Below are 15,916 nucleotides of genomic sequence, written 5' to 3' on the forward strand. Positions count from 1 at the left end.
TTAGTTCTAAAATCCAATCTAAATTTAGCAATTCATTAACACTATACATATAAAATGACTTAAATAAAACAAAATTGATGGTTTATTATACAGACAAAGAGATGATTATCAATCGCTTTGTTGCAACGGCACCGTCAAGTTAGCGAATTTAGTATAAAATTATGCCAGAATCATGGATTTTAGACACAAAGAAGCGAGAGTGCAGCAGAATCCCAGATTGCTTTGGCTTCCAGAAATTTTTCCCGTTGCACTGAAGCCGTGTTGCTGTACCTTTCGACATTCACGGCAAAGATATTGCGGGTTTTTCCCATGAGGGAAAGCATCTTCTGGACACCAGCTGGTGACTTGAACCTGACCAGACACTTTTCCTTTCTTGTTGTTGGCTGATGGGCATTTTCCACCCGATTGCTCAGGGTCCTTATGCTGTCTGTGTTCGGTGCCACGGCACATGTGGCGCACAGGTTTCGTATAGCTCTTCAGCTCGTCAGTCACGATAACCCGGGGCTTTGGATATGAACCCAACAACCTTGACAGAAACCGTATGGCAGCACGTTTGTTGCGACGTTTCTGCAGGAATACATCCAGTTCATAACCATCTCTATCTACGGCACGCCATAACCAGAATTTTTCTCCGTTCAATTTCACCAGCATCTCATCCACATGCCATTTGTCTGCAGGCTTTGCTTCCCGCTTTCTAATCACGGAATGGGGAGCCTAATTTCATACACCAGCTACGCGCTGTTTCATGACTCACTAATATCCCACGATACAGCAGCCTTTCCTTTACATCTCGATAGCTGTCATTAAAACGGTGGTAGCTCCATACTACAAAACTGATAATCTCTAACGGAAATCGATAGCCCTTTGGTTTGCTCTTCAACATAACATCCCTTACAAAATGCCGAGTCTATAATAGGTATTAACTTGGCGGTGCCCAAGCAGAAATATGAAGCTGAAGGCGATGAAAAGGCGGTGTCTATGTTAAAGAAAATATCCCCTGTAGCTTGGCGGCACATTCATTTTCAAGAACACTCATATTTACGGATGATATAATCATCAATCTTGATGAGATAATCGGAAAGGTTCTTTGGCGGAGGTTAAGAAAAAGCAAGGTGACCAAAAAATGCCCGGTAATTTCTGAGGTTTGCGGTTAGAACCCCTATTAGAATAATTATTTATAAAATGATTAACAATTAAAAAATATTTGCTAAGCTGTTTCATTAAGTATGTAAATAGGTACTTTTTCATTTCAACCGATTGATTTCAGGGAATAAATCATGGATCTAAAACTTAAAGGTAAAACAGCGTTAGTAACAGGCTCTACGGCAGGAATAGGTTTTGCAATCGCGCAAATATTAGCTCATGAAGGTGCAACTGTTGTTATCAATGGGCGAACTAAGGATAGAGTAACTGAGGCCATCCAACAAATAAAAGCACACAATCCTGAGGCCAACTTGATTGCAGCACCTACTGATTTGAGCCTAAAAAAAGAAACAGAAGCATTAGTTAAACAAATACCCACTTTAGACATTCTTGTCAACAATGTCGGTATTTATAGCACCAAACCCTTTGTTGAGATTTCCGATGAAGAATGGTTGCATATGTTTGAAGTCAATGTAATGAGTGGGGTTCGTTTGAGTCGTCATTATTTGGTCCCCATGCTAAAGCAAAACTGGGGCAGAATTATCTTTATTTCAAGTGAATCAGGGGTACAAATTCCTCAAGAAATGGTGCATTATGGCATGAGTAAAACGGCACAGCTTGCTATTGCTCGGGGAATGGCTGAGACAACAAAAGGAACTAATGTCACGGTTAATTCAGTTCTCCCTGGCCCTACCAGCAGCGAGGGGATTACCCAATTTGTCGCTGATCTTGGAAAACAACAAAATAAATCGACAAAACAAATTGAGAAAGATATTTTTGAAGATCTAAGACCCACCTCTTTAATTAAACGATTTTCCACTCCTGATGAAATCGCAAATATGGTTGTATTCTTATGCAGTCCTCTATCTTCAGCCACAAACGGAGCAAGTATTCGTGTGGATGGTGGTATTATTCGAACAATTGCATAGGGTTATTTATTTAAACACTTTAGCAGTGAAATAAAACAAATTATTTAAAATAGCTGCTTTTTTTCTTAATCCTCAGATGTCTAGCACTTGGAGCATGATCCATCAAAATAGCTTATATTAGGATAGTCATGTTCCTAAAAGGATATCTTAACAAAGTGGTCACAGCTGTATTTAAGATGTTCTATGGTCATTACAATTTTGACAGAGATGGGCTCACTACCCTATTAGATTTTACTGGACTGGACATGAATTATTTGAGTCTTCGGGTGGATCTTCTTCTGGGGGGGATTCTGATTCATCCTCAGATTCTAAAAGTTTCTCACCTCCAACGTAGCGGTTAGGAGTGTATTTAGGAGGTACATAGGCTCTAAAAAAAGAAGCCCTAGCTCTCTTAGTATCAGATGGCTTGTCTTCCTTATCATTTTTGTAACTTGCTAAGTATTGAACCACAGCAGGGGGTGCGCTTTCAGACAAGTTTAAGGCTTTTTTCCAAAGTGAGTAGGATAAGATTTCTTCAAGATTAATTTGGTGATGCTGTGCATAATTTAATATCATTGATATTGCTACAGTATTGTTTCTTTTAATCGCAATATCTAATGCTGTTTGGCCCTTATTATTTCTATGCGTAAGGCTTGCTTTTTTATTTAAAAATAATTCGAATACCTTTTTGTCTTTTGAAGTATCCAGAAATGAACACGCTATCTGTAAAGGTGAATTTTTTTTTCCATCTAAATACTCAATTTCCATTCTTGGTGATTTTAAAATAAGCTTAATGACAGCGGTTTTTTTATAACGGCAAGCTTGAAAAAATGGTGTTCTTCCGTAGTTATCTTCTTGATTGATTTGAATTTTTTCTTTTCTTAATAATTCTTTAATTACCTCAAGATGTCCCCTTTCACAAGCGACAAAAAATGGCGTACTGCCATTATTATTCGGTTGGTTAATATCAATGGATTCTGTTCTTAGCAATTCTTTGACTATAGATACATGCCCATGCGCACAGGCTGCATATAGAGGGGAGCCCACATACTTAGTTTTCTGTTTAATATCAATATTTTTTTGGCTTAGTAATTCTCTCACTACATCGAGATGGCCACTTTCACAAGCTAGATAAAGAGACGTTATTAGAATATCTTTTGTTAGGTTTCGCTTAACTTTCTGGTTATTTAATAGCGCTTTAACTACCTCTACATGACCATTTTTGCAAGCCATATGAAATGGGGTTAATCCAGTGTTTAATGTCTCTAGGGTAAAAATCATCTTTGGGCGTTTTATAAACTCGTTTACCACACCGAGATGGCCCATTGCGCAAGCAATATGTAGAGGAGTTAGCCCAGACTCATCACAACGATGAATTTTAATCGGAGGATCGTGACTTAGTAATTCTCTAACTACACCACTATGCCCATTTCGGCAAGCAATATAAAGAGGGGTTTCGTATTGCATATTTTCTTGATCAACATCAATACCTGGTTGCTTTAATAGTGCTTTAACTATATCAACGTGGCCATTTTTACAGGCAATATAGAGAGGAGTTTCCTGCTTGTCAGTTAACTTATTAATCTTGATATTTTTACTTAATAACTCCTTAACTACATCTACATGGCCTTTTTTGCAAGCAATATGAAGGGGAGAAAATGTGTCTATATTTGTCTGTCTAGTATTAGTTTTAGGTTGCTTAAGTAGTTCTTTAACCACATCAACATGACCATTTTGACATGCGTAGAAAAGAGGGGTTGCTCCCAGGTCATCAGCTAGATTAATCTCAATCCCTTCTTGCGCTAACAAAGTCTTTACTACTTCAACATGACCTTTATAACAGGCGATGCTAAGGGGGGTCATTCCTCTATGAGGGTTAATTTCAACTCCAGGTTGCAGTAATAGCTCTTTGACCATATCGAGATGGCCATTTTTACAAGCCATAAATAACAATCCACCGCCATATCTATCATACATACGTGCTAATTCAGGCTTAATGGGATAGTCTAAGTTAAATTTAACAAAGGATTTTTTAATTGAATCTAGATCTCCATTGCCATTTGCAAGGACCCTTGTACCTAAGACTACATTCGAGCTACCATCCAGTGAATCAAAAATACTATCAACAAGACCTTCTAAATTCATTTCTCGATAATAGGATGTCATAGATGGGTATCGCTTAAAGTCATTTGTGTCAATATAAAACCAAGTTTTGGTTGTCTTGTTATATTTCATACAAACACTATGTCTTAAGTTATCTAATAAAATCGGCAACTCTGAATCAGTTTCGCTTAATATCTGTTCTAGATTTTTTAAATAGTCGGCTAAACTTGTTTTGTTAAATGCATAAGATTTGTGCAGTATACTGATTAACTCTTGTTGTTCCAGCTTCTTTGATTTAGCAAAAGAATAAATATCCCTAATGTCTTCTTGAGCAACATAATTTCTATTAAATAAATCACTATGCTCATCTGGCGCCAAATAAAGTTCAATACCCTCAAAAAAGGCTAGTATTTGTAGTAATTGCTTGGCTTTGTTATCAAGCTTTTCATGCATCTGTACCTTCTTTTTGACTTCTTCAATTTCATTTTTTAATGCTTCGAAATCAGGTTTGTAAGCAGAAATTAAATCAAGCCTTTCAAAAAATACTTTTTCATCATTAGCAAGGATGGCCTGAGCCCACATGCATGAGAAACCTCTGCATACGCCTTCAGATTTTTGTTTATTACAAATAAGCTTATATAATTCTATTAAATCGGAGTGAAACAATTTATCCATTACGTATTCACAATGTCTTGTATGTATAATAATTATACATTATATGCTAGATATGCGAAAGAATCGATAAAGCGAATCGCCTCAATGTGTCAACGCGATCCATCACTATTTAAAAGCGAACGAAAAAATTCTCAGTGTTGAGGAGATTTAATTCCAATGTAAATTGCACATTGCTCTTGTCCCATATAAATCTCAAAATCGGTCTCATAGGCTCTTAATACAGTAGATTGATTTTCAAAATAAAGCCAAATTGCTTGCCAGGTTTCGATAATGGCTTGAGGCATAGAACCTGAGTTTTTAAAAACAAGATAATTCCCTTTATTAACACTGATGGAATTAAAATTATTTTTTATTGTCAAATCATTGAGCTTAACTCCAGCAGTAACTGTATAAAAACCGTTACAATCAGATTCATAATCAGAATAGACTCCATAAATCGGTACATCAGATTGAGTCGATATTTTTGACGTAAAAAATCGTTGCCAAAGTTCTGGTAGCTTTGCTGTTTGAGGATTAAATTCATCAGAATTTTTGGTTCGCGCACTCAAACCTATTACGGTAAATGCTTGGAGGTTGATAAGTTGTGGTGTAATTTGCTTCATAATGAGCTCTCTCTTGAGTTTATAACCATTGAGCGTGCATAGCAGCAGCAATAATTGATTTATCGTGTTCACTTATTGGAATTAATCCATATCGCAACTGATAACCCCAATTTTTATTTTTTGTAAAATCGAGCTCATGAAGTAAAGGTGTAATAGGAATTTCAAACGCCCTAGCCCATTGTACATTTCGTCGAAAAGGATGAAAGTCTTGATTCATTTCAACTTGATAGGGTTCTCCATAGTTTACAATTCCTATTGCTGTAAATGAGCGTAATCTATCTTTTCCATGAAAACTGATTGTTGGCGAGTAATAGATAACATAGTCATTTGGATGGATCCGATTTAAAGGCGCACGTTTACCATGACAAATTTGCATAATGCCTAAGTGTTGACCTAAACGAACATGTTCAGCACACGCAACCGCCAACCAATTTTTACTCATGATTCATTGCCAATTCATTAGAGAAGTTACCAATATAATCGAAGCCAGTGACAGTTTTTGTCAGTAGTGAACAATCAGTTCATACTAATTTCTTCAATGAGTTTTAATGCATCCGATGCAAGTTCAAATGAGTCCAGATCTAAATCTTCCCGCATATGCTGTTGGTTGCTTGTTCCCGTCAAAGGAAGTATCCCACTTTGCAATGCAAATCGAAAAATAATTTGAGGTATCGATTTTTTATACTGTTCCACAAGTTGATACATAGTATTCGTTTGCAAATAAGCTTGGTTTGCCGTGAGTAAAGAAAATCCTTGATAAATTATTCCATGGTTTTTACAGAATAATCGAATTGCTAAATCCCATTGCTTACTAGCAAAACAGCGATTTTGGACGAATGCCGGTTTTACAATTGCAGCATGATAAAGTGCTTCCAGTTGATCCAAACCCACATTGGAAATACCAAGTAATTTGATTTTTCCTTCATGATATAAATCCTCCATTGCGGCCCAAGTATCCAGATCATCTTGAACAATACCAGAATTATAAGATGGGCCGTGAAGAATGTATGAATCAATGTAATCGGTTTGTAAGTGCTTTAGAGAGCTTGCAAATGATTGTCTCACTTGCTCTTTATATGAATCCGTATTCTCAAAAGGTTTGCGCTCATCGTGTCCGTGAGCGGGTGTGAATTTGGTTTGCAAAAATAAATCGTTTCGTTGTTTTCCGCTTGCCTTTAAAAATTGCTGAATTCCAAGTCCAACCCCTTCTTCAAAATAGTGCCTACGCTGGTTTGCTGTATCAATTCCAGTAAACCCATATTTTAATGCCTGAAAAGTTAGCTCTTGGCTTCGTTCTTCTTTCCAAGCTGTGCCATAGAGAAAAGGTGGGATACTAATATGGTTTAACTCGTGTTTAAATGCTTCAAGCATAGAATAGCAACTTAATGTAGGATGAGTAGAATAGTTTTAGTGTATTCTTAAAGAAAAATAAATCAACACCCTACTTTTTCTAAAATAAATTTCGTTACTGAGATTTATTTACCGCAAGAGTTGCCCTCCATTTTTTTAAAAGAGGTTGGCGACGTTCAGGATAAACTACTTCTTTTAGATTTAATTCAATAATACGATCCGTTCTAAAATGTCGAAAATCTTGCCTTAGTTCACACCAGGCAATAAGTATACGGACTTGGTCAAAAAAACCCAGAGCTAATGGCCAAATAATCCGATCGGAAGAGTTTTCATTTACATCCAGGTAGATCATTTGAAGTTTTCTTTCCAAGCGTATTGCTTTTCTAATTAAAATTAAATCAGAATCTTTACCTTCGGTGACTTTTCCTGGAGCAATAAGCAGCCCAGAAATTTCGAGTTGTTCGCGTAATTCATTGGGAAGTACTGCTGCAATTTTTGCCAGTGCATTTTGTGCAGCCAATTTGAGCTGAGTATCAGTTCGATCCGCTACCCATCGCGAACCAAGAACTATAGCTTCAATTTCATCAGTGGTAAACATAAGTGGAGGAAGGGTAAATCCTGGGCGCAACATATAACCCATACCTGCTTCCCCTTCAATCGGAGCCCCCTGTCCTTTCAACATCGAAATATCTCGATACAAAGTACGAAGGCTAACTCCTAGCTCCTGGGCAAGCGATACGCCACTTACTGGAAAACGGTGCCGTCTTAATATCTGAATTAAGTCCAATAGTCGTTCAGTTCGGGACATTTTATAAAAAATACCTTAGATAGTGTCATCAAATTTAATTTCCCTTATAGGTCATGTACTAGTTCCACCGAGTGACGAAGTTTATAGCATAAAGAAGTGAACGTTGTAAAACGTAGGGAAAAAGCTATCAATCTAGTGGATGTTAACATTATTTTATAAGCCCAACGTCCCGAATTTATACAAGGGGATGAGAATTGAGAAAATATAAAACTCCTAAGATCTTAGAATAAAATTTAAACGACTCCCCTACAAATCCGAATTGTTATGCGTACTAGGTAACGTTTTGTTATTCAAGATGAATTTTAAATGCCAAGATTTTGAGTTGTTCTTCACTCAGATATTTTCTTTAATGAAAAATTAACAGGCACTCTGGTTAATTAATAATTTCTTAATACTGCCTTGATACAATTACCTCCTATGTGTGCTGATAATGAGCAATCCAAGAGGTAAGATATGGGTAGAAGCTCCCTCCCCAAAGACATAAAACAAAATGAGATAAACTCTATTTGTGTATTATTAAATCAGAATTTAATCCGTACCACTCAAGATTTAATAGATAATTTTGAGCAACTTATTGAACAAATTCGCCAAAACAAGCAAATTTTTAAAAAAACGTACACTCCAGAACAATGCGTTCAAATACTCAAAAAGGCAATTAAAGATTACAATAATGTATATGCCTATAAAATTACGCTAAAAGAAGAACTCATAGATAATTTTCTTTATGTTGAAAAGACAAAAAAACCAGTAAGCATCACTCAAACAAGCTCTTTTGATACAACAGTTGAAGATGATTTAACCAAAGTAACAAAAGGTTATGATCGTCTTGAAATTGCTCAAGAACGAGTCCAGAAAATGAGTACTAGCATTTTGCAGGTGTTACAACATCAAGAATTTGCTGTGGTACCACAAATAATTATTGGTTCAGGTGATACTGGGACTACACTTTGGCTTGAACAACATAAAGCACATCACGGAACCAGCCAAGAACTTTTAGCTCGTGGAGAACTTCCTCCAATTTTAATGATTGGTGAAGATCCTGGTAATTGGAGACATAACTATACCCTTGCTCAACCTCACAGTATTCTTGAGCGTACAACGGGTAGAGAAAATCCATCGATTTATTTGCCAACAGATTATTATCAAAAAAATCCCCATGCTAATGGTCGACATGTCTACCAAGCAAATCAAGTAAATCTTGGTTTTACAGAAGCACCTTTGTTACGTGCATCTGTATTACGCATTGAAGAAAGAAGTAATCATTTAGGAGATTGGAACTCTCCAGATCAGAAATATCGCGTGGTTGTGAATACTCCTGCTGGAGCAAAAAGGATCTATACCGATGAGCTTAATATTTGCACAGGTCTTGGACCAGCAAGAAATATCATTTCAGGATCGTTGCTCTCCTCTGTTGATTTTGAAAGCTTAAACAAATTTGATCCCCACAAAGGATTTACACCAATTGTGGATGGTAACCGTTTTATTTTAACTGAAACGGAAGAACACGGTAAGGCACCAAGAACAATAGTAATCTACGGAGGTGGTGGAACGGCTGCTGCATGCTATAGAAAAGGCTTTTTTGGGCATGATAAACGAACAGAAGATATGGAGTTCAACAAAACAAATCAGCAAAACACAGTTACCTGGATAGCAAAGCAATTTGATAAAGCCGGTACAGGTAAACTTGCTACTACTGCATTAGCCACGGCAAAGGCACGTGGAGAATTAATGACAGCTGAATTATCAAAAATTGAACCTCAAAGTAATGGAAAACTATTATTGTCATTTAAAAGCGCATCAAAAAACCTTCCTATTGAGTGCGACCAATTAATTTATTCTGTTGGACAAGATGATAATCTTACGAGAACCCTTTGCAAAGAAATTGAAACCGATCTGTCACTTGTTTATGATAAAAATGATATGGTACTTCATGTATGCTCAGCCGATAAAAAAGTATTTTTCTTCGGAGCAGCTGCCATGGCCGTTCGAGAAAAGGAATATATGGAAGCTACATGGAAATGGCTTAAATCCGAAAATATTGGTGGTGATGTAGGTCCTGGATCAATGCCCCCTTCTAGAGCACAAATCAAGTGTTATAATTTTTGGCGTGGTCTAGACCCAAATAGTATTAATGCCAATATGGACAGTCAATATTTAATTATTAAATACTTGGAAAAAGCCGGGGTGGATCAAAAAGTGGCTGCACAGTTCGTAGATGACTTGTTAGATGCAAGAAAAATGAGTACTTGTGGCGCATCGCATTCAATGATTCTAGCTCTTTTGAAGAAACATCAATTAGATGGGATCATTGAAATAAAAGGACATGGACATCTAGCATTAAAAACAGATAGTAAATCTGTTGCTACTCAATCGAAACAAAAACTCTTATCCTGGCTTGGCCCACAAAGAACAACAAAAGATGCAGATATACTCGTTTCATCTGTTCACGCGGATAAAACATCTAAGACTACTATAGAAAAAGAGGGAGAGGGTGTACAATTAATTGCAGAAATAAGAATATAAGACCCTCTTGTGTTCATTATTTTTTATAGGGAAAACATTAAATATGTATGCTCTTTTAACACTTGCTTGGATTCCATATGCAATTAGCTAAATTTCTTGAGTTAAATGAACAAGAAAATTACCAGCAAATTAAGTTATTAAGCCTAAAAAAACGATTGAAACCGGATTTTTTTTATCAAATAATTGAACAAGCAGATCAGGAAGAGTTATTCAAGCTTGCGATTAATAATCCTGAAATTGATGCGATATGTAAAGCACCTGAATTAAAATCTCACTGGGAAGAGATGTGGCGACTTTGTGGTGTTAATCCCAAAGAAAATGCTTTAGTAAATCTAAAACCAGTGCATGAATATCAACCCATGTCCACAGTTAGCTCTTGCTTTGATCTACTCAAGGGACTATATCTTTATGAAAATTATAGAAAAATTTTTAACGACATGGAGCATACAAAGGAGTTTTATGACGATGTAGAAGAATTTTTAGCGACGTCCGGTCTCTATGGATGTTTTTTTGCCTTAAATGCGTTATGTAAAGGTGGATTAGATTTATTACACTATGAGTTTGATGAAAAGATTGCAGAAAAGGTAATTTTTTATGCTGAACTCGCCGCAAAATATTATTTATCAGCAGGGTATTTACTGTTGGCAAATGTTTATCAAGAATTGCTTAAACATCAAAATGAACCTAATTTTATTGGACGGAATTTATCGCTTCAAGCATTTCAAGCAATGGGGGTCGCAAAGAGATTAGAGCAATATTCTGCCCCAATGCTTAATAATGCATACCAAGGAAAAACATTAAATGAAGCAAGTAATGGACAAATAACGAGTTTTTCACAAGCATTATCCAGGTTACAACGTTATTTGTCATTATCCCCTTTGGAACTAGAAATTGCTACAAATGCAGCAATAACTGAGGCTGGTTCAATTATAAAAACCTATAAGCTTGTTCATACTCGATTAGATGAAGAGCCTGCAATAGTAAAACCTAGAATGCTATAAAAGCAAAAACTCAAACTATCTATTAATCCAAATATCTTCCACTTTTGATAATTGTTCCAATCCCAGATCCCACTATTTTACTTATCATGTAAATGATATTGTACAGGTCATAAACCTCTAGGATTGCGTTTGAGTTTAGAGCAAATGCATTAAAAGGATAGCAAGATGAATTTTTATGATTCCCAATTTAAAAAATATCATTTCCTTATATGCTTGATTTCATGGATGTTCTCACTTCCCGCATTCGCAGCACACAAAATCATTGATTTAGATATCGCTTATAAAACCGTTTATTTCGCCAATAAACCTGCCAAAGCTATTGCTGTAAATAATCAAATCCCCGGCCCCACTTTACACTTTAAAGAAGGCGATCAGGTGACTATTAATGTTTACAATCATCTTGATAAAGGAACAGCCGTACATTGGCATGGTGTATTGGTACCCTGGCAAATGGATGGTGTGGAGGGTGTGGCACAAACTGAAATTCCTCCAGGCGGAGTTTTTCATTATCAATTTACTTTAAAGCAATCCGGTACTTATTGGTACCATGCTCATGCTGGTTTGGAGGAACAACAAGGTTTGTATGGGGCTTTTTTGATTGATCCAAAAAAAACGCCACGTTATACCTATACCAAAGATTATGTGATCGTTTTATCGGATTGGATTAATACAAAACCTGAACACGTTTTAGCAAATCTTAAAAAATCCGGAGATTATTATGCTCCTCGCTTTCCGCTACAACCATCACTCGCAAAATTTATTCATGATTATCATAAGGCATCTAAAAATGAACGACAAAGTCTCATTGCCGATTATAAAAGCATGCAGCAAATGCGCATGGGCATTTATGATATAAGTGATGTCGCTTTCGATGCTTTTTTAATCAATGGACATCCTAACTCCAACCCATGGACTGCCCCTGCTAAAGTAGGTGATATCGTTCGCTTGCGATTTATTGATGCCGGGAGTAGCACCATGTTCCGTATCAAAATACCGGGTTCCATCATGAGGGTCATCCAAGCTGATGGAAATGATGTAAAACCTTATTCAACTAAAGAATTAACGATTTCACCAGCAGAAACATATGATGTTTTAGTGAAAATAGATAACGATAGACCTTATATTATTTATGCAGGCTCAAAAGATACCGTCGGGACTGCATATGGCGCTTTAAAGACAAGAGCAAATCAAACTGTTCAATTCGGTCAAGTAGAGCCCTTTCCTGAACCCATCCCTGTCAGTAGAGAAATGATGAATATTATGATGGGTGGTATGTATCATGGAACCTTACCTATAAATCAACAAAAACAAAAAAAACCAAAGTTTTCAATGAGGCAAACGCATGGCATGAAGATGGATCATGGCATGAAGATGGATCATGGTATGAAGATGGATCATGGTATGAAGATGGATCATGGTATGAAGATGGATCATGGCATGAAGATGGATCATGGCATGAAGATGGATCATGGCATGAAGATGGATCATGGCATGAAGATGGATCATGGCATGAAGATGGATCATGGCATGAAGATGGATCATGGCATGAAGATGCCCATTGAGCCAACTCGATTTAAAGATACAGTATCCCCCTCTGATTCATCCTATATGACGTCATTAGAAACAAAGTATCGTGATTTGACTGCTGCAGTTCCAACCAATAATCCCAATAAACCTGTCGAAGGAGTGATTAATTTGGAATTATTTGGCTACATGGGACAATTTATCTGGTTCATCAATGGCGTACCTGGTTATAAGGCTAAACCAATTCCGTTGAAACCCGGGAAACGTTATCGCTTTGTCTTTACCAATACATCCATGATGCATCATCCAATGCATATTCATGGTCATTGGTTCATTTTACGAACAGGAAAAGATGCCTATGATCCTTTGAAACATACTCTAGATATTCCACCAGGAGCAACAATAACTGCGGATGTAGATACTGATGCAAGTGGGCAATGGTTTTTCCATTGTCACATGCTTTATCATATGATGACGGGAATGAATCGGGTCTTTCAATATACAACAATCATCAAAATTGCAGAAGGTACAGCCAAACCGGAAGACATTGAGAAGAATACAGCTTATTACAACCGCCCCATCATTAGAGTCGATGAAGCAATTAGGCCGATTAATTTACATTTAGTAAAGCATCCTATGGCTCATGGTGCAGGCTTTTGGTTTGCTACACTTGTTGATGTGGGGGCCGATCCGTTACACAACTCTCAACGACTTTCATATAAGGGCATGTATGGTCCTGATTATAATAAATTAGAATTATTTACCAATGATGCTGAACTGTACAAAGACGTAGTTGAAAATGCGGATATTGATATATTTTACTGGCATTTAATCAGTCAATTTTGGGCAGTTAAAGGTGGAGTAAACTATTTTAATCAACCTGCCACCAAACCCTATTGGCAAGCTGGCCTTGGTCTGGAAGGATTAATGCCTTTTTTCATTGATACCGATATAAGAACTTATTTCTATGCTGGCAGCGTAAAATTCGATATTGAACTATCGCGGGATACGCAAATTACTAATAATTTTTTGATACGAACGGGAATCCGCAGTATTTTAGCAACTAAAACAGTGGTCCATGCTCAAATTGGCGGTGGTTTGAATCAAATGCGTTATATAGTAAGACCTTATTATCGTCTTATGCCTGGTCTAAGTTTGTTCGTAGAATATGAAAACGAACATGATTACGGGGCGTTTAAAACAATTGAGGATACAGGTATTACTCCCGACATTTCGAATACAGTTTCTTTAGGATTGTCGTTTCTGTTTTAGATAACTTTATGATCGTAGCCTAGGCTACAAATTATAAAAAGATTGTTACCATATATCACCCAAGCTACACTACTGAAAATAAAATTATGGATGCCTACATTGAGGAACCTACCAAGGATACTGCTTAAAAAAGCAGATAAGCCCTTATATTTTTTGGGTCAATTATTGCTATTACTGATTCTCATCATTGCTTTTGTTCCCTTTTCTCCCAAAATGCCAGCTTCAGGCATCGATCCTTCATGGGCCCTTGGACTAAACCAAGCAGTTGCTCAAGGATTGGCTTTTGGTAAGGAAATAATTTTTACCCTAGGCCCCTATTCATCTCTTTATACAAAAGCCTATCATCCAGCAACTGATCTAATGATGTTTACAGGTTGTTTTTACATAGCACTTACGTACTGGGGTTGTTTACGATTTTTAATGAAAAAAAGTAAATGGTATTGGGCTCTAATTTATTGCGTTCCATTTTTAGGGATGATTTATTCACGGGACTCTTTGTTTTTTTCTTATCCATTGCTTGCTGGATTATGCACTTTCAAAATCATCTCATTGGAAGATAAGCCCGCTGGAAATTATCTTTTATTCTTTGTTTTTTTCCTCTTTGCTCCCTTTGGCTTAATGGCGTTAATCAAAGGGTCAATGTTGATTATTTGCTTACTTATGCTTTTTCTTTGCTTCATTTTTTTTCTTGCACACAAAGAAAAAAAACTCGCATTGATTTGTCTTCTATCTCCTTCGATATCAATCATTGTATTTTGGTTGGCGGCAGGACAATCACTTCTGACATTACCTGATTATCTCACAAGCTCACTTTTCATAGCATCAGGATTTACTGAAGCCATGTCTGCTGATGGAAATATGAACGAAATATTTTTATATTTGCTTACTTGTCTATTAATTTTCACAACCATTTCATGGAACAAACAAATACCCATTACTAAAAAAATCTTTTTATTGAGTATGTATTTTATTTTTCTATTTGTTTCTTTTAAAACCGGTTTTACACGTCATTTTGGTCATGCTTTCATACCTGGAACTTCTATTTTCCTTGCAGCACTATTTTTATCCTTAATTTTTAATTCCTGGATCAGTTACTTGCTCATTATTTTTTCATTAAACACTTGGTTTTACATTAATAGTCAGTATACCCACATATCCATTCGAGATAATTTTATCTCTACTTATTCATCGGCCTGGCATGGTTTAAAGAACAGAATACACGATTTTTCCTGGCTCGAAAAAAATTTTGCGTTCACTATGAATTTTATACATGAGCAAGCGGCATTCCCCATTTTAAAAGGTACCACTGACATTTACTCATACGATCAAGCGTACTTAATATCTTCACAAAACACTTGGTCGCCACGTCCAATTTTTCAGAGCTACTCTGTTTTTAATACAGTCTTGGCTAAGAACAATAAACAACATCTTCAAGGCAAACAAAAACCTGATAATATTATTTTTAAAATTGAACCTATTGATCAACGAGTCCCCTCGTTGGAGGATGGTGCAAGTTGGCCCTTACTACTGGTTAATTATCAACCTATTCATTCCAATAATAATTTTCTATTTCTCCGAAAGAAGAAACATGAGCATCAAAAAAAAATGACTTTATTAAAAAAGGAATCTCATTTGCTTGGTGAGCAAGTCAAAATACCAGAAACCGAACTACTATTTGTTGAAATTGAGCTAACCCCTACTATATGGGGAACTTTAGCAACCATTATCTTTAAACCGCAACAATTGCAGATTACTATGAATCTAAACAATGGCACAACAAAACAATATCGTCTTGTTGCAAACATGGCGAAGTCAATGTTTCTTCTTTCGCCTCTTGTTGAAAATACTAGCGAGTTTTTAGTACTTTATAAGAAAAATAACAAATTAGATGCTAAAAAGGTAAAATCCTTGATCATTTCAACAAATCAAGAAAGAAATTGGCATTGGAATAACGAATATACTATTAATTTTAAACGCATGTCTTATTAGAAAGGTATTCAGATCTGG

Annotated in this window: 12 protein-coding genes; 5 read left to right on the forward strand and 7 right to left on the reverse strand. The window is 36.4% G+C overall.

Annotated elements, in window-relative coordinates:
- Nucleotides 1-159: 159 nt before the first annotated feature.
- Together ACWTEW_RS33615 and ACWTEW_RS33620 are read right to left on the reverse strand one after the other, a co-directional pair.
- A complete protein-coding gene (locus ACWTEW_RS33615; protein WP_454782330.1) occupies nt 160-702 on the reverse strand; it encodes an IS6 family transposase in 543 nt (180 codons plus the stop codon).
- Nucleotides 695-883, reverse strand: coding sequence for a hypothetical protein (locus tag ACWTEW_RS33620; RefSeq protein ID WP_454782331.1), 189 nt, complete (start codon nt 881-883; stop codon nt 695-697). The genes ACWTEW_RS33615 and ACWTEW_RS33620 overlap by 8 nt, the downstream gene beginning before the upstream one ends.
- A gap of 394 nt (nt 884-1,277) precedes the next feature.
- Between ACWTEW_RS33620 and ACWTEW_RS33625 the strand changes: the two genes are divergently transcribed.
- A complete protein-coding gene (locus tag ACWTEW_RS33625; RefSeq protein ID WP_454782332.1) occupies nt 1,278-2,072 on the forward strand; it encodes an SDR family NAD(P)-dependent oxidoreductase in 795 nt (264 codons plus the stop codon).
- Nucleotides 2,073-2,303: 231 nt separating this feature from the next.
- On the opposite strand, the gene ACWTEW_RS33630 is transcribed toward ACWTEW_RS33625, so the two are convergent.
- The 5 genes from ACWTEW_RS33630 to ACWTEW_RS33650 form a co-directional block, all read right to left on the reverse strand.
- Nucleotides 2,304-4,829, reverse strand: a complete 2,526-nt coding sequence (locus ACWTEW_RS33630) for an ankyrin repeat domain-containing protein (RefSeq protein ID WP_454782333.1) — start codon at nt 4,827-4,829, stop codon at nt 2,304-2,306.
- A gap of 131 nt (nt 4,830-4,960) precedes the next feature.
- A complete protein-coding gene (locus ACWTEW_RS33635) occupies nt 4,961-5,431 on the reverse strand; it encodes a GyrI-like domain-containing protein (RefSeq protein WP_454782334.1) in 471 nt (156 codons plus the stop codon).
- A gap of 19 nt (nt 5,432-5,450) precedes the next feature.
- Complete coding sequence (locus ACWTEW_RS33640) at nt 5,451-5,873, reverse strand: EVE domain-containing protein (protein ID WP_454782335.1); 423 nt, start codon at nt 5,871-5,873, stop codon at nt 5,451-5,453.
- Nucleotides 5,874-5,947: 74 nt separating this feature from the next.
- Nucleotides 5,948-6,802, reverse strand: coding sequence for an aldo/keto reductase family protein (locus tag ACWTEW_RS33645; RefSeq protein WP_454782336.1), 855 nt, complete (start codon nt 6,800-6,802; stop codon nt 5,948-5,950).
- A gap of 94 nt (nt 6,803-6,896) precedes the next feature.
- Nucleotides 6,897-7,589, reverse strand: coding sequence for a helix-turn-helix transcriptional regulator (locus tag ACWTEW_RS33650; RefSeq protein ID WP_454782337.1), 693 nt, complete (start codon nt 7,587-7,589; stop codon nt 6,897-6,899).
- Nucleotides 7,590-8,042: 453 nt separating this feature from the next.
- Here ACWTEW_RS33650 and ACWTEW_RS33655 point away from each other — a divergent pair, with 453 nt between their 5' ends.
- The 4 genes from ACWTEW_RS33655 (at nt 8,043) to ACWTEW_RS33670 (ending at nt 15,898) form a co-directional block, all read left to right on the forward strand.
- Nucleotides 8,043-10,112: a hypothetical protein gene (locus ACWTEW_RS33655; RefSeq protein WP_454782338.1), complete on the forward strand. Its 2,070-nt coding sequence runs from the start codon at nt 8,043-8,045 to the stop codon at nt 10,110-10,112.
- Nucleotides 10,113-10,189: 77 nt separating this feature from the next.
- Nucleotides 10,190-11,113, forward strand: coding sequence for a DUF5630 domain-containing protein (locus tag ACWTEW_RS33660; protein ID WP_454782339.1), 924 nt, complete (start codon nt 10,190-10,192; stop codon nt 11,111-11,113).
- A gap of 225 nt (nt 11,114-11,338) precedes the next feature.
- Nucleotides 11,339-13,909, forward strand: a complete 2,571-nt coding sequence (locus tag ACWTEW_RS33665) for a multicopper oxidase domain-containing protein (RefSeq protein ID WP_454782583.1) — start codon at nt 11,339-11,341, stop codon at nt 13,907-13,909.
- Between the two features lie 90 nt (nt 13,910-13,999).
- Nucleotides 14,000-15,898, forward strand: coding sequence for a hypothetical protein (locus ACWTEW_RS33670; protein WP_454782340.1), 1,899 nt, complete (start codon nt 14,000-14,002; stop codon nt 15,896-15,898).
- Nucleotides 15,899-15,916: the final 18 nt, after the last annotated feature.

The sequence above is a fragment of the Legionella stuttgartensis genome (assembly GCF_977063405.2).

Bases quoted from the DNA above. Each gene is read 5' to 3' on its own strand.
- ACWTEW_RS33620 (WP_454782331.1), bottom strand. From the start codon at position 883: ATGTTGAAGAGCAAACCAAAGGGCTATCGATTTCCGTTAGAGATTATC.
- ACWTEW_RS33625 (WP_454782332.1), top strand. From the start codon at position 1,278: ATGGATCTAAAACTTAAAGGTAAAACAGCGTTAGTAACAGGCTCTACG.
- ACWTEW_RS33630 (WP_454782333.1), bottom strand. From the start codon at position 4,829: ATGGATAAATTGTTTCACTCCGATTTAATAGAATTATATAAGCTTATT.
- ACWTEW_RS33635 (WP_454782334.1), bottom strand. From the start codon at position 5,431: ATGAAGCAAATTACACCACAACTTATCAACCTCCAAGCATTTACCGTA.
- ACWTEW_RS33640 (WP_454782335.1), bottom strand. From the start codon at position 5,873: ATGAGTAAAAATTGGTTGGCGGTTGCGTGTGCTGAACATGTTCGTTTA.
- ACWTEW_RS33645 (WP_454782336.1), bottom strand. From the start codon at position 6,802: ATGCTTGAAGCATTTAAACACGAGTTAAACCATATTAGTATCCCACCT.
- ACWTEW_RS33650 (WP_454782337.1), bottom strand. From the start codon at position 7,589: ATGTCCCGAACTGAACGACTATTGGACTTAATTCAGATATTAAGACGG.
- ACWTEW_RS33655 (WP_454782338.1), top strand. From the start codon at position 8,043: ATGGGTAGAAGCTCCCTCCCCAAAGACATAAAACAAAATGAGATAAAC.
- ACWTEW_RS33660 (WP_454782339.1), top strand. From the start codon at position 10,190: ATGCAATTAGCTAAATTTCTTGAGTTAAATGAACAAGAAAATTACCAG.
- ACWTEW_RS33665 (WP_454782583.1), top strand. From the start codon at position 11,339: ATGTTCTCACTTCCCGCATTCGCAGCACACAAAATCATTGATTTAGAT.
- ACWTEW_RS33670 (WP_454782340.1), top strand. From the start codon at position 14,000: ATGCCTACATTGAGGAACCTACCAAGGATACTGCTTAAAAAAGCAGAT.